Here is a 23,398-nt window from a genome sequence, read left to right on the forward strand (position 1 = left end):
GATTGGATAATCATTGCCTTGTAAACAATTTCAGAGAGGCCCTGCGGCATGACCGATTCGCACCAGGAAAACACCGCGTCTGCTGGCGAGGACCGAGAAGCGCTGGCAGGCGGATATCCTGAGATTGAAGCCATTCGGCCGGTGGATTTCCCCTGCTGGTTGATGCGCATCATCTCCACTGTGGTCCGTGCCGAGGTGGACCGCCGCATGGAGCCGCTGGGCCTGACGCAGGCGCAGTGGATTCCGGTGTTGCATCTGGCCAGCGGCAAGGCCCATACCTCGGCGGACCTGGCCCGCCGTACCCTGCAGACGCCGGGTGCAATGACGCGCCTGGTCGACCGTCTGGTGGACAAGGGCATCATCGAGCGCGAACGCTCCACCGACGACCGCCGCGTGGTCAGCCTGCGTTTGACCGATGAGGGCCTGGCCGCAGCGAGGCAGGTGCCCGACATCGTCAAGGGCGTTAACAGCGCCGCGCTCAGCCCCTTGTCGCCCGATGAATTGACCCAGTTCCACGGTTACCTGCGCCGCATCTACGAGGCCCTGCCCAACACCTTGTCGGTGGACATGTGCCTGCCCCCGGATGGCTGCGCCGGTGACCCCACAGACAACTCCGACAACTCCGACAACTCCGACAACACCGCACTCCAGCCCGGCAAGGAGAGGGCACTATGACCAGCAGTTTTTCATTTGTGGGCGCCGATCGTCGGCTGGCCCTGTCAGCCATTGCGCTGGCTGCCACCACGTTCATCGCCGGATGCGCCGATATGCGTGGCATCGATACCCATGCGCAGCTGCGCTCGCCGCAGTCCGTAGGCCTGCTCACCGAGCCGTCAGCGGCGGACCAGGCCGCGGCCGTGGCCCCGGTCGATGCGCAGTGGTGGAAGGGCCTGGGTGATGCCCAACTCAACGCGCTGATCGACACCGCGCTGGCGGACAGCCCCAACCTGCAATCAGCGCAGGCGCGCATGCGCAAGGCCTGGTCGCTGGCGCAGGTCAGTGAATCGGCCCTGGGCCCGCAGCTCAATGGCCAGGCCAGTGCCACGCGCAACCATGCGCCGGCCAACGGCTTGGTTCCGCCGCCGCTGGCGGGCAACAACTACAGCACGGCCGAGGCGCGCATCAACGGCAGCTGGTCGCTGGACCTGTTTGGCAAGCACCGCGCAGCGCTGGATGCTGCCGTGGGCTCGGCCCGTGCCGCCCAGGCCGACATGGACGCCGCCCGCGTGCTGCTGACCAGTAACATGGTGCTGGCCTATGTGCAGCTGTCCCGCCTGCAGGCGCAGGAAGAGGTGGCCGTGCGCGCCATCGACCAGCGCGCCCACACCTTGCAACTGGTGCGTGACCGCTATGACGCGGGCCTGGACACCACGTTGGAGGTGCGCCAAAGCGAGAGCGGTGTGCCCCAGGCCAAGGTTCAGCTGCTGCAAGTGCGTGAGCAAAAGCAGCTGGCGCAGAACGCGCTGGCTGCGCTGATGGGCCAGCCGGCACGGGCCCAGGAACTGGTGGCGTCGCCCATTGCGCAGCTGAGCCTGCCGCGCTTTCCGGTGCAGCTGTCGTCCAACCTGCTGGGGCGCCGGGCCGATATCGTGGCCGCGCGCTGGCGCGTCGAGGCCGCCGAGCAAGGCATTCGCCAGGCCAAGGCCGAGTTCTATCCCGATATCGACCTGACTGCCTTCCTGGGTCTGTCGAGCATCGGCTTCAACAACTTTGCCAAGGGCAGTGCGCGCGAATGGGGCGTGGGCCCGGCGCTGAGCCTGCCGATCTTTGATTCGGGCCGTCTGCGTGCGAACCTGAGCGGCAAATCGGCCGACTATGAGCTGGCCGTGCAGGCCTACAACCAGGCCGTGATCACGGCGGTGCATGACGTGGCCGACCAGGTCGCCAGTGCCCGCTCTGCCCATGCACAGCTGCCCGAGCAGCGCCGCGCCGCCGATGCCGCACAAAGCGCACTCGATATTGCCAACCAGCGCTATGCCGCAGGCCTGGGCACCTACTTGAATGTGCTGTCGGCCGAGACCAATGTGCTGACCCAGCGCCAGCAGATGGTGGATGTCGAGGCCCGCATTCTGTCGAGCAATGCCGCCCTGGCCCAGGCTTTGGGTGGCGGCTACCAGGAGCAGACCCACAGCAGTGACAGCAGCGACAGCCTCGCCAACCCGGACAGCAACGCCTCCACCCAGACCAACACCCCGATGGACAGCGCCAAGAGCTGACCTGCCCACCTCGCGTGCAACACACATAAGCAAGACCTTGAAGGCCAGGCCTCTCGTCATATAACTCGCTACGCAACACCATGTCGAACAACAACACCTCCGTTTCTCCCTCCGCTGCGCCCGCTGCCCCTGAGGCGCCCGCTGCCCAGCCCCGCAAAAAATGGCTGCTGCGCCTGACCGGCCTCGTCGTCGTGCTGGGCGCCGCCTACGGCATCTACGACTGGATGGTCAACAGCCACTTCGAAGAAACCGACAACGCCTATGTGCAGGGCAATCTGGTGCAGATCGCGCCGCAGACCGCTGGCACCGTGCAGTCCATCCTGGCCGATGACACCGACTATGTGAAGGAAGGCCAGGCGCTGGTGCGCCTCGATCCCGCCGATGCCAAGGTGGCTTTCGAACAGGCCAAGGCCAACCTGGCCCAGGCCGTGCGCCAGGTGCGCACCTTGTATGTCAACAATGGCTCCTACACCGCACAGATCGCGCAGCGCCAGGCCGAAGTGGCCAAGGCCAAGAATGACCTGGTCCGTGCGCAAAGCGACTTCAAGCGCCGCCAGGCACTGACCGGCAATGGCGCAGTATCGAAGGAAGAGCTGAGCCATGCGCAAAGCCAGGTGGATGCCGCGCAGGCGGCCGTCAACGCTGCGCAGGCCGCTGTCAACACGGCCCGCGAGCAGCTGGCCAGCAACCAGTCGCTGACCGAAGGCATCAGCGTGAACGACCACCCCAATGTGCAGGCCGCTGCAGCCAAGGTGCGCGAGGCCTACCTGGCCATGCAGCGCAATGAGCTGGTCTCGCCCGTCTCGGGCGTGGTGGGCAAACGCTCGGTGCAGGTCGGCCAGCGCGTGGCCCCCGGCACGCCGCTGATGACCGTGGTGCCGATGAACCAGCTCTGGGTGGAGGCCAACTTCAAGGAAAACCAGCTGCGCAACCTGCGCCTGGGCCAGCCCGTCAAGATGACGGCCGACCTCTATGGCAAGAAGATCGAGTACAGCGGCACCGTCGAAGGTCTGGGTGTGGGTACGGGCTCGGCTTTCTCGCTGCTGCCCGCGCAAAACGCCACCGGCAACTGGATCAAGGTGGTGCAGCGCGTGCCGGTGCGCATTGCGCTCGATCCCCAGCAGGTGCAAGCGCATCCGCTGCGCGTAGGCCTGTCGATGCTGGTGGATGTGGACATCCAGAACCAGGACGGCAAGCTGCTGGCCGATGTGCCGCGCAAGGAGCCGCTGGTGCAGACCAATGTGTATGACGTGCAGGACGAAGGCGCCGATGCAGTGATTGCACAAGTGATCGCCAGCAATGCCGGCAAGAAGCTGTAAGCGCCCCTTGTTTTGACCAGGGCCTGCCCACCGGGCGGCCCAAGGATGCGTTATGGCAACTTCCAATCCTCCGTTACCCCACCCGCCGCTCGAAGGATCAGCGCGCCTCATCGGCACCCTGGCGCTCTCGGCTGCGGTGTTCATGAATGTGCTGGACACGTCGATCGCGAACGTGTCGCTGCCGGCCATTGCCGGTGACCTGGGCGTCAGCGCCAACCAGGGCACCTGGGTGATCACCAGCTTTGCGGTGGCCAATGCGATCTCGGTGCCGCTGACCGGCTGGCTGTCGATGCGCTTTGGCCAGGTGCGGCTGTTCATGCTCAGCGTGACCTTGTTCGTGATCTCGTCCTGGCTCTGCGGCCTGGCGCCGAATATGACCACCCTGATCGCGTTCCGCATCCTGCAGGGCTTTGTCGCCGGGCCGATGATTCCGCTGTCGCAGTCGCTGCTGCTGGCCAGTTACCCGCGCGCGATGGCGGGCACGGCCATGGCCTTCTGGTCGATGACGACCTTGATCGCGCCGGTGATGGGCCCCTTGCTCGGCGGCTGGATCACCGACAACATGTCCTGGCCGTGGATCTTCTACATCAATGTGCCCGTCGGCATGCTGTCCGTGGGCGCCACCTGGGCGATCTTCCGCAACCGGGATTCGGCCCGCAAGGCCTTGCCGATCGATGCGATTGGGCTGGGGTTGCTGGTGGTCTGGGTCTCGGCGATGCAGATCATGCTGGACATCGGCAAGGAGCATGACTGGTTCCAGTCGCCGATGGTGGTCGCCTGTGCGGTGATTGCGGTCGTCGGCCTGTTGTACTTCCTGATCTGGGAGCTGGGCGACAAGCACCCGGTGGTGGACCTGCGCCTGTTCAAGAACCGCAATTTCTGGGCCGGCACCCTGGCCATCTCGGTAGGCTATGGCCTGTTCTTTGGCAATGTGGTGCTGCTGCCGTTGTGGCTGCAGCAGTTCATGGGCTATACCGCCACCGATGCCGGTCTGGTGCTGGCGCCAGTGGGTTTGCTGGCGCTGGTGCTCTCGCCGGTGGTGGGCAAGACCATCCACAAGGTCGATCCCCGGCGCTATGCGACGGCCTCGTTCATCGTGTTCGGTCTGGTGATGTGGATGCGCTCGCGCTTCAACACCCAGGTGGACCTGACGACGATCATGATCCCGACCATCGTGCAGGGCGCGGCCATGGCTGGCTTTTTCATCCCGCTGATGACCATCACCTTGAGCGACATCCCGCCCGAGAAAATGCCCAGCGCGTCGGGCCTGTCGAACTTTGTGCGGATCACCGCCGGTGCGGTGGGTACGTCGGTCGCCACCACCTTGTGGGAGCGCCGCGCGACCTTGCACCATGCGCAACTGGTCGAGCACATCAGCCTGGGCGACGGCCCCACCGCGCAGGTGGTGCAAGGCCTGCAGGCCTCGGGGCTGACTTTGCAGCAGGCGTTGGCCAGGGTCGACCAGCTGGTCAACCAGCAGGCCTTCATGCTGGCGGCCAATGATATTTTCTGGGCCTCGTCGATGCTGTTCCTGCTGCTGATCCCGCTGGTCTGGCTGGCCAAGGGCCCGAAGAAGGGCCAGGGCGGCGGTGGATCGGAGGCGGCATCGGCGGCGCACTGATCTGACACCGCTGCATCCACAAAAAAAGGAAGCCTCGGCTTCCTTTTTGTCGTTTGCAGCGCTGCGGTTCAGCGGCCGCGCAAGAACAGCGCGTCCAGCTCCTTCATGCTGAGCTGCCGCCACGTGGGGCGGCCATGGTTGCACTGGTCGGAGCGTTCGGTGTGCTCCATATCGCGCAGCAATGCGTTCATCTCGTCGATGGTCAGTTGCCGGTTGGCGCGCACGGCGCCGTGGCAGGCCATCGTCCCCAGGATCTCGTTGCGGGCGCGCTGCACCACGGTGCTGGCATCGTGCTGCGCGAGCTCGGCCAGCACGCTGCGCGCCAGCTCCACCGGGTTGCCCTGGGCCAACGTGGTGGGCGTCGCGCGCACGGCCAGGGTCTTGGGCGAAAAGGGCACCACCTCCAGGCCCAGCTGGGCCAGCGTTTCGCTGTGGTCTTCGGCCGTGGCGACCTCTTCCGGCGTGGCCGAGAAGGTCGCGGGAATCAGCAGCGGCTGGCTGGCAATGGCGCTGCTGGCATCGCCATCGTCCAACTGGCTTTTGAGGCGTTCATAGACGATGCGCTCATGCGCTGCATGCATGTCGACAATGACCATGCCCTGGGCGTTTTCCGCCAGGATGTAGACGCCATGGATCTGCGCCACGGCGCGGCCCAGCGGCCAGGGGTTGTCGGCAGACTCCGGAGGCAGGGTGGGCACCAGCGGGGCGCCGGCGGCCATCGCGCCAGCGGCCGGTTGCAGGTTCCAGCGTGGGCTGGCTTCCTGCACCTGCCAGGGCGTGGCATCGATGCTGGTGGGCGTGCTGGTCGCTGTGCTGCCGGCCAATGCATTATCCGCTGCTGCCGTGCCGCCAGCCTGGCCCCAGAGTGCAGCCGTTTGCTGCAACGCCTGCAGGCCGTTGACACGGGGTGGGGCCTCAAAGCGCATGGCAGTCTGCGCCTGGGGTGCGGGCGCATAGGCCTGGCCGGGCAACGCGGTCGGCTGGCCTGCAGCAGCGGCTGTGGGTGTGGGTGTGGCGGCTGCAGCATCCAGCAGCTGCTGCGCGCGTGGGGCGGCGAGCGCGTTCTCCACGCCATGCAGCACCGCCTGGTGCACCTCGCGGCTATCGCGAAAGCGCACCTCGATCTTGGTCGGGTGCACGTTCACATCGACCCGCATCGGATCGAGGCTGATGTAGAGCGCATAGACGGGCTGGCGGTGGCCGTGCAGCACGTCTTCATAGGCGGCGCGCGCCGCGTGGGTGAGCACCTTGTCGCGCACAAAGCGGCCGTTGACGTAGCAGAACTGCTGGTCGGCACGCGAGCGCGCCGCATCGGGCAGGCCGGCGCGGCCGCGCACCTGCACATGGCCGGCCTGGTAGTTCACGACAATCGACTGTTCGAGAAAATCGGGGCCCAGCACATCGGCCAGGCGCTTGTCCATCGCCCGCTGCTCCAACTGCTGCCAGGCGGCTTCGTCGTGCTGGTCTTCATCGCTGCGGGGCGGCAGGGTGGCGCGCCACTGCTCCACGAGCTTGCCCTCATGCCATATCGCAAAGCCCACGCCCGGGCGGGTGAGCGCATGGCGGCGCACGGCTTCCACACAATGGGCCAGCTCGGTGGCATCGGTCTTCAGGAACTTGCGCCGCGCAGGCGTGCTGAAGAACAGTTCCTTGACCTCCATCGTGGTGCCGGGGTTGCGGGCTGCGGGGCGCAGCTCGCCACTGCGGGCATCGAGCAGGTAGGCGCTCTCCTGCTGGGCGGGGCGCGAGAGCACGCTCATCTCCGACACCGACGCGATGGCCGCCAGCGCCTCGCCCCGGAATCCCATCGTTGCTACCGATTCCAGGTCATGCAGGTTGCGGATCTTGCTGGTGGCATGGCGGCGCAGCGCAATGGGCAGCTCCTCGCGCGGAATGCCGCAGCCATCGTCTTCGACGGTAATCAGCCGCACGCCACCGGCGAGCAGGCGCACCGTGATGCTGGTCGCCCCGGCATCGAGCGCGTTGTCAACCAGCTCACGCACCACGGAGGCGGGCCGTTCCACCACCTCGCCGGCCGCAATCTGGCTGACCAGCTCATCGGGCAGATCCTGGATGGGACGGCGCGCCGGGGCTGCCCGGTCTGCACTGTGGGCTGCAGGCGTCAAAGCGTCGTCGGTGGCGTCTGCCGGGTCAAGGGTGGCGGGTGCGGTATCTGCGGTCATGCAGGGATTTTAGGCAAAGCCGCCTGGCATTCGGGGTAAAGTGTGCAATCGCCACTCTGGGCCCTGGGGCTGCAGTTCCCTCGCCTGCCTAGGTGGTTATCAAGATGGTTTGCCGCAGGGCCTCAGGGCTGCTGCGGTTTTTGTGTAGAGAGGTTGTGTTTTGGAATTTTTCAGCTGGTTCATCGATGCAGGCATGCATCTGATCGACTTCATCCTGCATGTCGACAAGTACCTGGAAGCCTTTGTGACGACCTATGGCATGTGGGTCTATGCGCTGCTGTTTCTGATCGTCTTTGTCGAGACGGGTGTCGTGGTGATGCCCTTTCTGCCTGGCGATTCGCTGCTGTTCATCGTCGGCGCGATGTGCGGTGCCGGCTTGATGAGCTTTCCGCTGGCGACTGCGCTGCTGTTTGCGGCGGCCTTCCTCGGGGACCAGTGCAATTACCAGATCGGCCACCACTTAGGGCCCAAGGTCTTCAAGTGGGAGAACTCGCGCTGGTTCAACCGCAAGGCCTTTGACAAGGCCCATGCGTTTTACGAGCGTTACGGCGGCATCACCATCATCCTGGCGCGCTTCATGCCTTTCATCCGCACCTTTGCGCCGTTTGTGGCCGGGGTCGCGAACATGAACCGCACCAAGTTCGTCATCTACAACCTGGTGGGCGCGGCGATCTGGGTGTTTGGCATTTGTGCGGCAGGCTATTTCTTTGGCAACCTGCCCTGGGTCAAGGCCAACCTGGAAAAGATCATCTGGGGCCTGATCCTCGTGCCCGGCCTGCTGGCCATCTTTGGCGCCTGGCGCGCCGGCAAGAACGAGAAGGCTGCCGGCCCCGTTTGATCCGCGATCGCACAATGAAGAAGGGACCGCCGAGGCGGTCCCTTTTTTGTGCCGGAAAAGCGGGAGCGAAGGTCAGACCGTGCGGTTGCGCGCCAGCGGCGGGTTCTTCGCGAAGTACGCCTGGATGCCGCGCATGATGGCATCGGCCAGCTGGTTTTGGTAGGCGGTGCTGCGCAGCTTGGCTTCTTCCTCGGGGTTGCTGATGAAGGCGGTCTCGACCAGCACGCTGGGGATGTCGGGCGCCTTCAATACCGCAAAACCGGCTTGCTCCACACGGGGCTTGTGCAGGCGCGCGAACTGGCCCAGCTGGCCCAGCACATGGGTGCCGAGCTTGAGGCTGTCGTTGATCTGGGCGGTGGTGCTCATGTCCAGCAGCGCGCGCTGCACATGGGCATCGCTGCTGCCCACACCGGCCACGTTCAGGCCACCGACCATGTCGGCCTGGTTTTCCTTGTTGGCCAGCCAGCGCGCGGCCGAGCTGGTGGCGCCGCGCTCGCTCAGTGCAAACACGCTCGCGCCATTGGCCGACGGCTTGGTAAACGCATCGGCATGGATGCTGATGAACAGATCGGCCTGCACGCGGCGGGCCTTTTCGACCCGGGTGTTGAGGGGCACAAAAAAGTCGGCGTCGCGCGTCATGAACGCACGCATCGGGTTGCCGCCGACGCTGCTGTTGTTGATGCGCTCGCGCAGCATGTGCCCGATCTTGAGCACGATGTCTTTTTCGCGGGTGCCGCTGGGGCCGGTAGCGCCGGGGTCTTCACCGCCATGGCCCGGATCGAGCGCCACGATGATCAGGCGGTCGGTTCGCGAGGCGGGCCGGCCGCGTGCCGGCGGTGGGCTGGGTGGCGGCGGTGCAGGGGGCGGTGGAGGCGGAGCAGCAGCCACGACCGTGGGCGGCGGCGCGACCGGGGCGGGTGGGGCGACGGGGCGGTTGCCGCTCTTGGCAATCAGCTCGGCCAGCGGGTCGGCGGTCTGGGCCGTGGCGGCTACCGATGGGGCGGCCGCCACCACGGTGCCCAGCGCGGCGGGTGCCGGCGGGTCGCCGGCAATTGCAGCGGCCACAGAAGGCGGCAGGCTGCTGCCGGCAGCCGGTGGGGGCACCGGTGCCGGTGCGGCGGCCACGGCGCTGTGGCTGTTCTCCATCATGCGCTCGGTGATCAGGCTCTCGAGCGGATCGGTGGGCCGGGCGGGGTAGAGGTCAAGCACCAGGCGGTGCTGGTAGGGGGCGACCGGCTTCAACGTAAAGACCTGGGGCTTGGCTTCCTGCTTGAGGTCGATCACCAGCCGCACGACATTGGGCGAGTTCTGGCCGACGCGGATGCCGGCGATATTGGGGTCGTCCGAGCGGACCTTGGCCACCAGCTCGCGCAGGGCCGGGTTGAGGTCGATGCCCTCGATATCGACGGCCAGGCGCGGCGGCTCGGGCACAAAGCGCTGCTCGGTCTTGAGTGGCGTGTCCGACTCGATCGTGACGCGGGTGTAGTCCTTCGAGGGCCAGAGGCGAACCGCGACGATGCTGGCACCGAAGGCCAGATGGCTGCTGCCGAGCAGCAGCACCAGACTGCCACCGCGCAGCACATCGCGGCGCGACAGACCGGGGTGGCTGGCGGACGCGCCGTCAGCAGGGGTGAAAGGGGCAGAGGCGGGGAGATATTTCGGGGTGTCGCTCACGCTGAAAACCCTTGGACGATGGAGGCACCTGCCGGGGTGAAGGCCTGCAGATGCACCTGGCGTTCTGATTCGTTGATTGCTTCAATACTGATAGCTACATCGGCAATAGGTGTTACCGCTGCAGCCTTCTGCGGCCATTCTGCCACTTTCAGGCCGGGGCTGGCAAAAATATCCCGGAAGCCGGCGTCTTCCCACTCGCGCGGATCATCGAAACGGTAGAAGTCAAAGTGCCAGATGGGGAAATCGCGTCCCTCATGCGGTTCGACCACTGCGTAGGTGGGGCTCTTGATGCGGCCCTGCACGCCCAGGGCGCGCAGCAGGTGGCGCACCAGGGTGGTTTTTCCCGCGCCCAGATCACCATGCAAAGTTAGGTAAACATTGGACAGTGCTGGCTGCGCAGCCAGGCGCGCGGCAAAGGCTTCCGTATCGCGCTCGTCTTTCCAGACACCTTGGAGCGAAGGATAGGAGGGGCTGGCAGTAGCGTTCAAAATGTCGTTCCCGGGCCGCGCGGGCCCTCAGGTTTTTTACAATGGCAGCACATGGACGCCGCTGATCCCACCTTTATCCAACAGATCAACGACTGGGCGCTGGAGCTGGGATTTTCCCAGATCGGCGTGGCAGGCGTGGATCTGTCGACGGCGGAAGCTGGATTGATGCAGTGGCTGGAAAAAGGTTTCCATGGCGAGATGCATTACATGCAGGCCCATGGCCTCAAGCGTGCCCGGCCGGCGGAGCTGGTACCCGGCACGCTCAGCGTGATTACAGCACGCATGGATTATCTGCCGCAAAACACCCCGCCAGACTGGCTGCGGCTGGAGTGGGAGCGCCATGCGCGGCCCGGCGAGGGCCTAGTCAGCGTCTATGCCCGGGGGCGCGATTACCACAAGGTGCTGCGCAACCGGCTGCAAAAACTGGCCGAGCGCATTGATGCTGCGCTCAGTGAACACAACCTGGCGCACCGCGCGTTCACCGATTCAGCCCCCGTGCTGGAGGCTGAGCTGGCCAGCCGCAGCGGCCAGGGCTGGCGCGGCAAGCACACGCTGGTGCTGAGCCGCGATGCCGGCTCGATGTTTTTTCTCGGCGAGATCTTTGTCAATATCGCCTTGCCCGCCACCGCGCCGGTGACGGCGCATTGCGGCCAGTGCACGGCCTGCATCGATGCCTGCCCGACGGCGGCCATCATTGCGCCGCAGTCCATCGACGCGCGGCGCTGTATCTCTTACCTGACGATCGAGCTCGATGGCGCCATTCCGGAGGCGTTCCGCGCGCCCATGGGCAACCGCATCTATGGCTGCGACGACTGCCAGCTGGCCTGCCCCTGGAACAAGTTTGCCCAGCGCGCGGTGCTGCCCGATTTTGATGCGCGCGGCGCGCTGATGGACCAGCAGCTGCCCCATCTGTTTGCGTGGGACGAGGCCACGTTCCTGCGCATCACCGAAGGCAGCCCCATACGCCGTATCGGCCATGAGCGCTGGCTGCGCAATATCGCCGTGGCCCTGGGCAATGCCTGGCGCGAGACCGGCGATGCGCGCTACGCCCAGGCGCTGCACAGCCGTGCGGACCACGACAGCGCCGTGGTGCGCGAACATGTGGCCTGGGGGCTGGGCCAGCGTAACGCCTGAGGGCTGGCGGGCTCCATGGTCAGCCGTTGAAAAAGCCCAAGGCCTTGAGCTGCGCCACCAGCAATTCGGTAAAGCGCGCATAGCCTGCGGCATTGGCATGCACCTGGTCGGCGCGCATGGCGTCATTGGCCAGCACCTCGCTCCAGGCCTTGGCGAGCAGCGGCACCTGCTCCTCCTTGGCCAGCGCTTCATAAATGGGGTGGTCCTGCACGCGGCCCGTCAATGCTGCGGCCATGTTGAACTCGGGCACGGCGACCAGCAACACCGGAATGTTCTGCGCCTTGCACTGCTGCAGCATGCTGGCGATCTGTGCCTGGGCCGCCTGCGCGCTTTGCCGGCGCAGCCAGTCGTTGCCGCCGGCGCAAACGATCACCAGCGCTGGATGGTGGGCCTGCAGCAACTGCGGCAGGCGCTGCGCAATCTGGCTGCTGGTCTCGCCGGAGATGCCGGCATTGATGACATTCCAGCCGGTACGCTCGGCCAGCAACTGCGGATAGGACTGGGCGGCGCTGGCGCCCACGCCCTGGGTCAGCGAATCTCCCAGCGCCAGCACGGTGGCTCCGGCGGGCAGCGCGGTAGCGAGCGGGGCTTTCTTGCTGCAGGCGGCCAGCCCGGCAGTGGTCAGGCCCCAAAGGGGGAGGAGGGCCAGGCGCCGGAGGCTATGGCGGCGCGCGGTGTCACAGGTTTTCTGCATAGCCGCCGAGCTTAACCGATGGCCCTCGCTGAACGCGTTGTTAAACCGGCCAGGCATCCAGCAGGCTGAGCGCAAACGGCAGACTGGCCACGCCGCAGAGGGTCGACAGGGTGACGAGTCCGGCCACATAGGCGCCGTTGTAGCCCATGCGGGCGGCCAGCACATAGCAGGTGGATGCGGTGGGCAGCGCCGAGAAGACCAGCAAGATGGCGGCCTGCTGGGCCGACAGCGCCAGCCAGTGCGCCATGCACAGCGCCATCAGCGGGGTGACAAAGTGGCGGATGGCCAGCACCGAGGCGCTGAGCAGCTTGCCGCGCGCCAGCAGCCCCAGCTGCATGCCGGCGCCCGCTGACATCAGGCCCAGCACGATCGAGGCCTGGCCGATGCGGGCCACCGTGGGCTCGACGATGGCGGGCAGGCGCAGACCCAGCAGATTGCAGACCAGTGCGGTGAGCGTGGCAACGATCAGCGGGTTGCGCAGCAGCTCGCGCATGAAGCCATGCTGCGAGCCCCGGGCCATCGGGTAGACGGCGGCAATATTGAACATGGGCACACAGACGCCGATCAGCACCGAGATCAGCTGCAGACCTGGGGGGCCGGCCAGCCGGTCGGCCAGCGCCAGGCCGATGAAGGAGTTGAAGCGAAAGGCGATCTGCGCGCTGGCGGCGGCATCGCGGTGGTCCACCCGCTTGCCCAGCCAGGGCCAGTGCGGCAGGGTGTAGGTCATCGCGATGGCAACCAGGCCGGTGGCCACGCCGGCCAGCATCAGGCTGGAGGTGCCTTGCCAGTCGATCGGGCTGCGGATGATCGAATAGAACAGCAAGGTGGGGAAGAGGAAGTAGTACACCAGGCTTTCCACCGGCTGCCAGATGGCCCGGTTCAGTGCCGTGTAGCGGCAGACCAGGTAGCCAATCAGGATCAGCGAGAAATCGGGGAAAAGCAGTTGGGCGTAGTTCACCGGCGCAAGCATAGCGGAAGGGCGAGCGCGGCGGCGCTGTGGCTGTCGCCACCGTGAGAAGGTCCTGCGCATGCCGGGGTGCAAGCCCTGCCAAAGCAGTTGCCGATTGCGCTATCTGCGGCCCCGATGCGGGAAAACACGGGCCATCGGCCGCGCGCTTTGAGGCAGAACAGCCGGCCAACACCGCTAGCATGGAGGCTACATACATGCCGTCGCTGTAGGCGTTCCTGGCCTGCACACACACATTAGATCCGAGGAGAGCTCCACGATGATGAACCGCCGACTGTGCCTGGCCCTGGCACTGGCACTGGGCAGCAGCGCTGCCCTGGCCGCTGACCCCTATCCGAACAAGCCCATCCGCCTGATCGTGCCCTTTGCCGCAGGCGGCACCACCGACATCGTGGCGCGGGTCATCTCCGAGCCGCTGTCCAAGGCGCTGGGCCAGCCGGTGGTGGTGGACAACAAGAGCGGTGGCGGTGGCACCGTGGGCGCAGCCGAAGCCGCACGTGCCCAGCCCGACGGTTACACCCTGAGCATTGCGACGGTATCGACGACAGCCACCAACCCGGCCGTCAACCCCAAGATGCCCTACAACGTGCAGCGCGATTTCACGCCCATCATCAATGTGGCGGCCACGCCCAATGTGATTGCCGTGCATCCCAGCTTCCCGGCCACCAACTACCAGGAGTTCATTGCCGAGCTCAAGAAGAACCCCGGCAAGTACTCGTATGCCACCCCCGGCACGGGCAGCATTGCCCATTTGCTGATGGAAATGCTCAAGTCCGAAACCGGTGTGAACGTGGTCCACATTCCCTACCGGGGCGGCGGCCCGGCCTTGAACGACACGGTCGCCGGCCAGGTCAACATGATTTTTGACAACCTGCCCTCGGCCTACCCCTTTATCCGCGACAAGCGCCTGCGCGCCATCGTCGTGGCGGCGCCCAAACGCGTAGCGGGCCTGGAATCCATCCCCACGTTTACCGAAGTGGGCGCGCCTGTCGTCAACCGCAGTGCCTATTACGGCATCGTCGGCCCCAAGAACCTGCCCAAGGAGATCGTGGACAAGGTCAACGCGGCCACCAAAAAGGCGCTGGAAGACCCGAACGTGCAAAAGCGCATCGCAGAGACTGGCTCGGACATCCTGGGCACCACGCCCGAAGTGTTTGCCCAGCAGATGAAAGACGAATATGCCGCCTACAAGGCAGTGGTGGACAAGCAGGGCATCCAGCTGGATTGATCCGCCATTCCTGGTCTGTTCTGCCTCAAGGCGCGTGTTCCCCTCGGGACCCTCTGCAAAACTCCCTGCCGTGGTCTGAACGCGGGCTCGGGCGATCCGCTGCGTTGTCTTCCTTGTCAATAGCTCGCTATTGACTGCAAAAGACGCCTTGCGGCTCATCCCGATCCGCGCCCATCCCATTGGGCGAGGGTTCTGCAGAGGATCCCTAGGGAAATCACGCGCCTTTTGTGCGGTTGCAGCACGGTGGCGGCCGTATTAATCCGGTATAAACGCGCTGTGCTGAAAAAGCATTCAGTGGCCGTGCGCCATGCGGGTGACCCCGGCAGGCGAACCACGGCCACACCATTTCTAATGAGGAGATTCATCATGCAACGTCGCTCTCTCGTGGGCCTGACCTTGATCGCTGCTGCCGCAGCCACCTTGAGCACTGGCGCTCTGGCCGATACAAAATACCCTAACAAGCCCATTCGCCTGATCGTTCCTTTTGCAGCTGGCGGCACCACCGATATCATTGCGCGCGTGATCGCCGACCCCCTGGGCAAGGAGCTGGGCCAGCCCGTGGTGGTGGACAACAAGGGGGGTGCTGGCGGCACCATCGGCGCGGTGGAAACGGTGCGCGCTGCGGCCGATGGCTACACGCTGGGCATTGCCACCGTCTCGACGGTGGCAACCAACCCCGCGATCAACCCCAAGATCTCCTACGACCCGATCAAGGACTTCACGCCCATCATCAATGTGGCGGCCACGCCCAACATCATTGCGGTGAACCCGAAGTTCCCGGCCAAGGACTACAAGGAGTTCGAGGCCGAACTCAAGAAGAACCCCAACAAGTACGCCTACTCGTCCTCGGGCACCGGCGGCATCCAGCACATGCTGATGGAGCTGTACAAGAGCCTTACCGGCATCCAGATGACCCACATCGCCTACCGTGGTGCGGGCCCGGCGCTCAATGACACGGTGGCCGGCCAGGTCAACATGATCCTGGACAACCTGCCCTCGACCCTGCCTTTCGTCAAGGACAACCGCCTGGTGCCCATCGTTGTCGCCGCGCCTGAGCGCCTGGCCGTGCTGCCCAATGTGCCGACCTTCAAGGAAGTGGGCCTGGAGCCGGTGAACCGCATGGCTTTCTACGGCATCCTCGCGCCCAAGGGCGTCTCCAAGGATGTGGTGGACCGCATCAATGCCGCCACCAAGAAGGTGCTGGCTGACCCTGCGGTGAAAAAGCGCATCGAGGACACCGGCTCGCTGGTCGTGGGCAACACGCCCGAGCAGTTCGCCGAGCAGATCAAGGCCGAGTTCGACGTCTACAAGGACGTCGTGAAGAAGCAGGACCTGAAGCTGGACTGACCGCCGCTTCCCAAGTCCCCAGCCGCCCGCGCAAGCCGGCGGCTTTTTTCATGCCATGATGCCGGGCATGGCTCGCTCTCCCTCTGCATCCACCCCCTCTGCCACCCCCGGCGGCGCCGCTGCGGCGCACCCGGTGATCGACCGCTTCATCGATGCGGTGTGGCTGGAAGACGGCCTGGCGCGCAATACCTTGGCGGCCTACCGGCGCGACCTGGTGCTGTACGGCCAGTGGCTCGCGCAGGAGCACCCGGGCCAGGCGCTGGAGCGCAGCGATGAGGCCCAGCTGCAGGCCTTTTTTGCCACCCGCATGGGTGACAAGTCCAGCACGGCCAACCGGCGCCTGACGGTGCTGCGGCGCTTCTTCCATTGGGCGCTGCGCGAGTCGTTGATCAGCGCCGATCCCACCCTGCGCATGCTGGCAGCACGCCAGCCGCTGCGGGTGCCCAAGACGATGACCTCGGCCATGGTCGATGCCCTGCTGGAAGCACCGGACGCCGGCAACCCGCTGGGCCTGCGCGACCGCGCGATGCTGGAGCTGATGTATGCCAGCGGCCTGCGCGTGTCCGAATTGGTCGAGCTGCAAAGCGTGCAACTGAGCCTGGCCGATGGCATCGTGCGCGTGGTGGGCAAAGGCAGCAAGGAGCGGCTGGTGCCCTTTGGCCAGGTGGCCCAGCAGTGGCTGGAGCAGTACCTGGCCGAGAGCCGGCCTGCCATTCTGGCCGGGCGGCAAAGCGCGGACCTGTTTGTCACCCAGCGCGGCAGCGGCATGACGCGGGTCGCCTTCTGGATGATCGTGAAGAAATATGCGCAGCGCGCCGGCATCACCGCGCCGCTGTCACCCCACACCTTGCGCCACGCCTTTGCCACGCATTTGCTCAACCATGGCGCCGATTTGCGCGTGGTGCAGCTGCTGCTGGGCCATGCCGATATCTCCACCACCACCATCTACACCCATGTGGCGCGCGAGCGCCTCAAGGTGCTGCACAGCCAGCACCATCCGCGTGGCTAGCGCGGCGGGCAGCGGCAATCAGATGCCCAGCGGGTTCTTGCGGCCCTTCTCGACCGGGTTGGCCAGCAGCTTTTGCGCGGGGTAGGCGCGCAGAAATTCCTTGGCCTTGTAGGCCGATGAACGCAGCCAGGCGTCATAGGCGCCTTCGTTCAGGATGGCGGGCATGGTCTTGTCGTTACCGGGCTGCTGGTAGCGGTTCATCAGCGCATGGGCATTGGCGTTGACGGTGATGATGGCGTAGCTCAGCAGCTCGGTGCCGTCGTCATCGGTCCAGCGGGACCAGATGCCGGCGACGCCCATCGGCAGGCCATCGACGCGGGCAATGCGCGTGGGCTTGGCCTTGCCGGTGCGGTAGTCGTCGGTGACAAAGGCCATCATCGGCACGATGCAGCGCTGGTTGTTGAGCCAGGCATCGCGAAAGGCGGTGCTGGTCGATGCATTGTCGGATTTCACGTTCACCAGTTTGGTGGCGCGCAGCTGGCCATCGGAGGCGGACTTGACCCAGTGCGGCACCAGCCCCCATTGCGCGGGCACCAGCAGGCGGGCTGTGGCCGCCGGCGCAGCGGCGGGTGCGGGCTCGGTAGCAGCGGCGGCGCCGCCCGCTGCTGCCTCTGCAGCGGCCTGCTCGGCCAGGGCCGCCTTGCGCGCCGCGTTCTCGGCATCGGTGGCGCCCGTCAGGCTGTTGGTGATGAAGAAGCCGGGCCGGCGCGGCGTCATCTTGCGCTCGCCCATCTCTGCAGGCGGCTCCACCTGGAAGGCGCTGAGGTACAGCTCGGGGGCTTTGAGGGCTTCGTATTGGGTGCTCATGGGCGCAATGTTACGTGAAGGCTGCAGCGGTGCCCGCTGGCGCCGGTTTCTGGCAGAAGATAAAAAGCCCACCCTGGGGCAGGGTGGGCTCGGTGGCAGGCACTTGCGGCCGCAGTGCGTATTTTAAATCAGAGCGACTGGCCCAGCTTGCGCAGAAAGCGCTCGCAGGCCTCGAGCTGGCTGATCTCGACAAACTCATTGGGCTTGTGGGCCTGCTCGATATTGCCCGGGCCGCAGACCACGGTGGGGATGCCCAGGTTCTGAAACAGGCCGGCTTCGGTGCCATAGGCCACCTTGCGCGTGGCCTGGTCGGCAGTCAGCGCACGCACCAGCGCAGTGATGGCAGCTTGCTCGCTGGCTTCCAGCGCCGGGGCGGCAGGGCCGGTTTCGATGTCGATGCGGGCATCGGCAAACTCGCGGCGCATGCGTGGCAGCAGCTCGCCGGTGACATAGCTTTGCACCTTGGCCTGGATGCTCTCGGCCGTCATGCCGGGCAGGTTGCGGAACTCGTAGTTGAACTCGCACAGCTCGGGGATGGTGTTGACCGCGATACCGCCCGAGATCTGGTTGGTCGTCATGGTCGTGAACGGCACATCGTAGAACTCGTCGTAGGGGCCATTGGCCTTGAACTGGTCGGCCACATCGCGGATGTGGCAGATCAGGCGCGCGGCGTATTCAATGGCATTGCAGCCCTTGGGGGTCAGCGACGAATGCGCTGCCTTGCCGTGCACCTTGCAGCGGTACAGGTTGATGCCCTTGTGCGCGACCACCACCTGCATGCTGGTGGGCTCGCCCACCACGCAGCCATCGGCCTGCTGGCCGCGTGCCTTCAAGGCGCGCAGCATCACCGGGGCGCCGGCGCAGCCCACTTCCTCGTCATAGGACAAGGCCAGGTGGATCGGCTTCTTGCGCGGCATCGCGATGAACTCGGGCACCAGCGCGATCGATGCGGCGATATAGCCCTTCATGTCGGCACTGCCACGGCCGTACAGACGGCCTTCTTTTTCAGTCAGCGTGAACGGATCGCTGTCCCAGTTCTGGCCATCGACCGGCACCACATCGGTGTGGCCCGACAGCACGATGCCCCCCTGGGTGCTGCCGTCATCGGCCGGCAGGGTGGCGAACAGGTTGGCCTTGTCGCCCTCGGGGGAGTGGATCAGCTCGACCTTCAGACCCTGGTGGGCCAGTGCATCACGCACGGTTTCAATAAGGGCGAGGTTGGAGTTGCGGCTGGTGGTGTCGAATGCGACCAGCTTTTCCAGCCAGGAGCGGGTGTTCATAGCGCTTCACTTGGTGTTACATGCAAGGGACCGAGTGTAGGGCGCTTGCGCCTTCGCGGCAGCGCGCGCTGCCTAAGCTGGGGTTGGGTGTTGGGGTTTTAGATGGGTTGGCCCAGTGGCTGGGACGGAAAGAAAAACGGGAGCATCTGGCTCCCGTTGTGATCCCGGTGGCTCGGAAGGCCATCAGCCCAGCACTTCGAGCAGGCGGTCCAGCCCGCCGGTGTTGATCGCCACCTTGGCCTCGGCGCGCACGCGCGGCTTGGCGTGGAACGCGACCGACAGGCCCACGGCACGCATCATCGGCAGGTCATTGCTGCCATCGCCCACGGCAATCACCTGCTCGGGCTCGATGCCCATCAGCGACGCCAGGCCCAGCACGGTGTTGCGCTTTTCCTCGCCGTCGCAGATATCGCCCCAGCTCTGGTCGATGAGGCCGCCGGTCAGCTGGCCGTCCTTGACCTCGAAGCGGTTGGCACGCACAAAGTCGATGCCCAGCAGGCTTTTGACATGGTCGGCAAAGAAGGTGAAGCCGCCCGAGACCAGCAGCACCTTGAGGCCGGCGGCATGCGCCGCATCGACCAGCGTCTTGGCGCCTGGGGTCAGGGTCAGGCGCTCTTGCAGCACCCGCTCGATCGAGGCCATGGGCACGCCCTGGAGCAAGGCCATGCGCTGGCGCAGACTGTCCTTGTAGTCGGTGATCTCGCCGCGCATCGCCGCTTCGGTGATCGCCGCGACCTCGGCCTTCTTGCCGGTGATGTCGGCGATCTCGTCAATGCACTCAATGGTGATCAGGGTCGAGTCCATGTCGAACGCGATCAGCTTGTAGTCGGACAGCTTTTGCGGCGTGGCCAGGTTCTGGAGGGTTAGGCCGGGGGCGAATTCGGTGGAGGCACTCATGGGAGCTTTACAGGGGTGAGAGTAGGGGGAATGATAAACGGGCGGGTTCAGACAGGCTGCTCAGGCCGTAGCCGCAGCGGCTGCCGCCACCGGCTTGCCCAGGCTGCGCACCACATCGCGCACCATCTGCACGCGGTCCTTGACCTCGGGCAGGGCGCGCTCGATGCGCAGCTTGTCGTTGCCGGCCAGCTTGATGGCCTTGTTCTTCTGGATCAGGCTGATGATGGTCATCGGCTCGATCGGCGGGTTAGGGTAGAAGGTGATGTTGATCACGCCGGGCGCGGCATCGACCTTCTGCACACCAAAGGGCTCGCACAGCACGCGCAGGCGGTGCACATCGACCAAGGTCTGGGCCTGCGGCGGCAGCTTGCCGAAGCGGTCCACGATCTCTTCGAGCAGGTTGTCGATCTGGTCGCTGGTCTTGGCGGTTGCCAGCTTTTTGTAGAACGACAGGCGCAGGTGCACATCGCCGCAGTAGTCGTTGGGCAGCAGCGCTGGGGCATGGAGGTTGATGTCGGTGGCAGCAGACAGGGGGCTGAGCAGGTCGGGCTCCTTGCCTTCCTTCAGGCTGCGCACGGCCTCGGACAGCATCTCGTTGTAGAGCTGGTAGCCGATCTCCATCATGTTGCCGCTCTGGTTGTCGCCCAGCACTTCGCCGGCGCCCCGGATTTCCAGGTCATGCATGGCCAGGTAAAAGCCGCTGCCCAGCTCTTCCATTTGCTGGATGGCTTCGAGGCGCTGCGCGGCCTGCTTGGTCAGGCCATCCAGATCCGGCACCATCAGATAGGCATAGGCCTGGTGGTAGCTGCGGCCCACACGGCCGCGCAGCTGGTGCAGCTGCGCCAGGCCAAACTTGTCGGCGCGGCTGATGATGATGGTGTTGGCGCTGGGCACGTCGATACCAGTCTCGATGATGGTCGAGCACAGCAGGATGTTGTAGCGCTGGGCCACAAAGTCGCGCATCACGCGTTCGAGCTCGCGCTCGGGCATCTGGCCATGGGCCACGGCAATGCGGGCTTCGGGCAGGATTTCTTCGAGCTTCTGGCGGCGGTTCTCGATGGTCTCGACCTCGTTGTGCAGAAAGTAGCACTGGCCGCCCCGCTTGAGCTCGCGCAGCACGGCTTCGCGGATCACGCCGGTGCCTTCGCTGCGCACAAAGGTCTTGATCGCCAGGCGGCGCTGCGGTGCGGTGGCAATCACCGACAGGTCACGCAGACCATCGAGCGCCATGCCCATGGTGCGCGGGATGGGGGTGGCCGTGAGCGTGAGCACATCGACCTCGGCGCGCATGGCCTTCATCGCCTCTTTGTGGCGCACGCCAAAGCGGTGCTCTTCATCGATGATGAGCAGGCCCAGGTTCTTGAACTGGGTTTTTTCAGACAGCAGCTTGTGGGTGCCGACCACGATGTCGACGGTGCCGTCGTCCAGGCCCTTGATGGTGGTGCTGACCTCTTTGCCGGAGCGAAAGCGCGACACCAGCGCCACCTTGATCGGCCACTTGGAGAAGCGGTCGGCCAGGGTCTGGTAGTGCTGCTCGGCCAGCAAGGTGGTGGGCGCAAGCAGGGCCACCTGCTTGCCACCGGTGACGGCCACAAAGGCGGCACGCAAGGCCACCTCGGTCTTGCCAAAGCCCACATCGCCGCAGACCAGGCGGTCCATTGGCTGGGGCGAGATCATGTCCTGGATCACCGCATGGATGGCGGCGCGCTGGTCGGCGGTTTCCTCAAAGCCGAAGTCGTTGGCGAACTGCTCATAGTCCTGCGGGCTGTAGCGGAAGGCATGGCCTTCGCGGGCGGCGCGGCGGGCGTAGATGTTGAGCAGCTCGGCTGCCGTATCGCGCACCTGCTCGGCGGCCTTGCGGCGGGCCTTTTCCCACTGGCCGCTGCCCAGCTTGTGCAGGGGGGCTTCTTCGGCGGATACACCGGTGTAGCGGCTGATCTGCGCGAGCTGGCTGACGGGCACATAGAGCACCGCCTTGTCGGCATATTCCAGGTGCAGGAACTCCTGCAGCGCCGGTGTGCCATCGGGGTTCTTCTGGCCCACATCCATGTTGATCAGGCCGTGGTAGCGGCCAATGCCGTGCTGGGCATGGACGACCGGGTCGCCGACCTTCAGCTCGGACAGGTCCTTGATCAGCGCCTCGACATCGCTGGCCTGCTCCTGGCGGCGCTTGCGGCGGGCACCGCCGGTGGCGGCGAACAGCTCGGTCTCGGTGACAAAGTCAATGCCTTGCTCGGCCCAGCGAAAGCCCTTGGCCAGCGCTGCCGTGGCAATGCCGACCGGCTCGTCGGTGGTCTGCTGGAACTCGGCCAGCGAATCAAAGGCCGGTGGGTTGAGGCCGCTGGCGCGGAAGAAGTCGAGCAGGCTCTCGCGCCGGCCATCGCTTTCGGCCAGCAGCAAGGTGCGGGCCTGGCGCTGGGCAATGTGCTGCTGCAGCTTGGCCAGTGGGTCCTCGGCACCGCGCACCACGGCCAGGTCGCTGAGTTTCTGGAAGATGGCGCTGTGCTCCACGTCTTCCAACTGCGGGCGCAGCGACAGCTGGGCCATCTGCTTGGCGGTGGCGTAGAACTGGTCGGGGCTCAGGAACAGGCTGTCAGGCGGCAGCACCGGGCGTTCCGGGTCGCCCTGCACGAGGCGGTAGCGGTCGCGCGTGTCTTGCCAAAAGCGCTGGAAGGCCGGCTCGATATCGCCATGCAGCACCACGGTGGCCTGGCCGCCCAGGTAGTCGAACACGGTCGCGGTCTCGTCAAAGAACAGCGGCAGGTAGTACTCGATACCGGCGGTGGCCACGCCATTGCCCATGTCCTTGTAGATGCGGCTCTTCGTGGGGTCGCCTTCGAGCATCTCGCGCCACTTGTTGCGGAAGCGGGCGCGGGCCTCGTCGTCCATCGGGAACTCGCGCCCGGGCAGCAGGCGCACATCCTTGACCGGGTAGAGGCTGCGCTGGGTGTCGGGATCAAAGGTGCGGATGGAATCGATCTCGTCATCGAACAGGTCGACCCGGTAGGGCACGAGCGAGCCCATGGGGTAGAGATCGATCAGGCCGCCGCGCACCGAGTATTCGCCATGGCTCACCACCTGGGAGACATGGTTGTAGCCCGCCAGGGTGAGCTGGGCCTTGAGGCGCGCCTCATCCAGCTTTTGCCCGGCCTTGAACGCAAAGGTGTAGCCCGCCAGGAAGGAGGGGGGCGCCAGGCGGTACAGCGCCGTGGTGGCGGGGATCAGCACCACATCGGCCTCGCCCTGACTGATGCGCCACAGCGCCGCCAGCCGCTCGCTGATCAGGTCCTGGTGCGGCGAGAAGGTGTCATAGGGCAGGGTTTCCCAGTCGGGAAAGAGTGCGACGCGCAGCTCAGGTGCGAAAAAAGCCAGCTCATCCTGCAGACGGTGGGCGTCGCCCGCATCGGCGGTGATGATCGCGGTGACGCGCTGGCCGGCCGCCTCCCGCGTGGCCAAGGTGGCGAGCAGCAAGGCATCGGCGCTGCCGGGAGGCATGGGCAGCTGAAAACGTTTTCCGGCGGTGAGTTTGGGGAGTTCCATAGGGGGTCTACAACCAGTCCATAGACGGACTACAGCCCGGGGCGGCATGCCGCGCCTGGGCCTATCAAAGCCAAGCGCGCCCAACGGGCGCACCTGACCACACCAAGTTCTAAAAATATCCAGGGTTCTGCTGCTGAATCCACGCCCCAAGCCAGG

At 65.5% G+C, this 23,398-nt stretch carries 18 protein-coding genes; 9 read left to right on the plus strand and 9 right to left on the minus strand.

The genetic code is table 11. The annotated features are described in order from the left end of the window. Positions 1 to 48: 48 nt before the first annotated feature. The 4 genes from AB7A72_RS22500 to AB7A72_RS22515 all read left to right on the plus strand — a co-directional run bounded on the left by AB7A72_RS22500 (position 49) and on the right by AB7A72_RS22515 (position 5,156). Positions 49 to 675: a MarR family winged helix-turn-helix transcriptional regulator gene (locus AB7A72_RS22500; RefSeq protein WP_369461230.1), complete on the plus strand. Its 627-nt coding sequence runs from the start codon at positions 49 to 51 to the stop codon at positions 673 to 675. Next, entirely contained in the window at positions 672 to 2,216 is a 1,545-nt protein-coding gene (locus AB7A72_RS22505; protein ID WP_369461231.1) for an efflux transporter outer membrane subunit, read from the plus strand. The genes AB7A72_RS22500 and AB7A72_RS22505 overlap by 4 nt, the downstream gene beginning before the upstream one ends. A gap of 80 nt (positions 2,217 to 2,296) precedes the next feature. Then, complete coding sequence (locus AB7A72_RS22510; protein ID WP_239808824.1) at positions 2,297 to 3,535, plus strand: HlyD family secretion protein; 1,239 nt, start codon at positions 2,297 to 2,299, stop codon at positions 3,533 to 3,535. 52 nt (positions 3,536 to 3,587) lie between these two features. Continuing rightward, a complete protein-coding gene (locus AB7A72_RS22515) occupies positions 3,588 to 5,156 on the plus strand; it encodes a DHA2 family efflux MFS transporter permease subunit (protein WP_239808823.1) in 1,569 nt (522 codons plus the stop codon). 68 nt (positions 5,157 to 5,224) lie between these two features. On the opposite strand, the gene mutL is transcribed toward AB7A72_RS22515, so the two are convergent. Beyond that, positions 5,225 to 7,339, minus strand: coding sequence for a DNA mismatch repair endonuclease MutL (gene mutL, locus AB7A72_RS22520; RefSeq protein WP_369461232.1), 2,115 nt, complete (start codon positions 7,337 to 7,339; stop codon positions 5,225 to 5,227). 193 nt (positions 7,340 to 7,532) lie between these two features. Between mutL and AB7A72_RS22525 the strand changes: the two genes are divergently transcribed. Continuing rightward, positions 7,533 to 8,177 (plus strand): VTT domain-containing protein, encoded by a 645-nt coding sequence (locus tag AB7A72_RS22525; protein ID WP_239812743.1) that lies wholly within the window; start codon positions 7,533 to 7,535, stop codon positions 8,175 to 8,177. Between the two features lie 72 nt (positions 8,178 to 8,249). On the opposite strand, the gene AB7A72_RS22530 is transcribed toward AB7A72_RS22525, so the two are convergent. Together AB7A72_RS22530 and tsaE are read right to left on the minus strand one after the other, a co-directional pair. Continuing rightward, the gene (locus AB7A72_RS22530) at positions 8,250 to 9,851 is read right to left on the minus strand and encodes an N-acetylmuramoyl-L-alanine amidase (RefSeq protein WP_407065013.1); all 1,602 of its coding nucleotides are present in this window, start codon (positions 9,849 to 9,851) and stop codon (positions 8,250 to 8,252) included. Continuing rightward, positions 9,848 to 10,339, minus strand: coding sequence for a tRNA (adenosine(37)-N6)-threonylcarbamoyltransferase complex ATPase subunit type 1 TsaE (gene tsaE / locus AB7A72_RS22535; RefSeq protein ID WP_239808821.1), 492 nt, complete (start codon positions 10,337 to 10,339; stop codon positions 9,848 to 9,850). The genes AB7A72_RS22530 and tsaE overlap by 4 nt, the downstream gene beginning before the upstream one ends. 51 nt (positions 10,340 to 10,390) lie before the next feature. Between tsaE and queG the strand changes: the two genes are divergently transcribed. Next, positions 10,391 to 11,473 carry a tRNA epoxyqueuosine(34) reductase QueG gene (gene queG, locus AB7A72_RS22540; RefSeq protein ID WP_407065014.1) on the plus strand — a complete coding sequence of 361 codons (1,083 nt, stop codon included), beginning with the start codon at positions 10,391 to 10,393 and terminating at the stop codon, positions 11,471 to 11,473. 19 nt (positions 11,474 to 11,492) lie between these two features. Here the strand turns inward: queG and AB7A72_RS22545 are convergent, their stop codons facing one another. After that, positions 11,493 to 12,167: a DUF459 domain-containing protein gene (locus AB7A72_RS22545; protein WP_369461233.1), complete on the minus strand. Its 675-nt coding sequence runs from the start codon at positions 12,165 to 12,167 to the stop codon at positions 11,493 to 11,495. Between the two features lie 40 nt (positions 12,168 to 12,207). After that, a complete protein-coding gene (locus tag AB7A72_RS22550; protein ID WP_239808819.1) occupies positions 12,208 to 13,137 on the minus strand; it encodes an AEC family transporter in 930 nt (309 codons plus the stop codon). Between the two features lie 259 nt (positions 13,138 to 13,396). On the opposite strand from AB7A72_RS22550, the gene AB7A72_RS22555 reads away from it, so the two are divergent. The 3 genes from AB7A72_RS22555 (at position 13,397) to xerD (ending at position 16,718) form a co-directional block, all read left to right on the plus strand. Beyond that, a complete protein-coding gene (locus AB7A72_RS22555; protein WP_239812740.1) occupies positions 13,397 to 14,362 on the plus strand; it encodes a tripartite tricarboxylate transporter substrate binding protein BugE in 966 nt (321 codons plus the stop codon). 366 nt (positions 14,363 to 14,728) lie between these two features. After that, on the plus strand, positions 14,729 to 15,709 hold the full coding sequence (locus AB7A72_RS22560; RefSeq protein ID WP_027011016.1) for a tripartite tricarboxylate transporter substrate binding protein BugE: 981 nt from the start codon (positions 14,729 to 14,731) through the stop codon (positions 15,707 to 15,709). A 58-nt stretch (positions 15,710 to 15,767) separates the two neighbouring features. Further along, positions 15,768 to 16,718, plus strand: coding sequence for a site-specific tyrosine recombinase XerD (gene xerD / locus AB7A72_RS22565; protein WP_369461234.1), 951 nt, complete (start codon positions 15,768 to 15,770; stop codon positions 16,716 to 16,718). Between the two features lie 18 nt (positions 16,719 to 16,736). Here xerD and AB7A72_RS22570 read toward each other — a convergent pair whose 3' ends face one another. The 4 genes from AB7A72_RS22570 to mfd all read right to left on the minus strand — a co-directional run bounded on the left by AB7A72_RS22570 (position 16,737) and on the right by mfd (position 23,242). Further along, a complete protein-coding gene (locus AB7A72_RS22570; protein WP_369461235.1) occupies positions 16,737 to 17,525 on the minus strand; it encodes an SOS response-associated peptidase in 789 nt (262 codons plus the stop codon). Positions 17,526 to 17,653: 128 nt separating this feature from the next. Continuing rightward, positions 17,654 to 18,805, minus strand: a complete 1,152-nt coding sequence (gene argE, locus AB7A72_RS22575) for an acetylornithine deacetylase (RefSeq protein ID WP_239808816.1) — start codon at positions 18,803 to 18,805, stop codon at positions 17,654 to 17,656. A gap of 183 nt (positions 18,806 to 18,988) precedes the next feature. Beyond that, positions 18,989 to 19,702, minus strand: coding sequence for a phosphoserine phosphatase SerB (gene serB, locus AB7A72_RS22580; RefSeq protein ID WP_312415179.1), 714 nt, complete (start codon positions 19,700 to 19,702; stop codon positions 18,989 to 18,991). Between the two features lie 60 nt (positions 19,703 to 19,762). Continuing rightward, on the minus strand, positions 19,763 to 23,242 hold the full coding sequence (gene mfd / locus AB7A72_RS22585) for a transcription-repair coupling factor (RefSeq protein WP_369461236.1): 3,480 nt from the start codon (positions 23,240 to 23,242) through the stop codon (positions 19,763 to 19,765). Positions 23,243 to 23,398: the final 156 nt, after the last annotated feature.

Origin of the sequence: Comamonas sediminis, assembly GCF_041107495.1 — a bacterium.
Classification (GTDB): Bacteria; Pseudomonadota; Gammaproteobacteria; order Burkholderiales; family Burkholderiaceae_C; genus Comamonas; species Comamonas sediminis.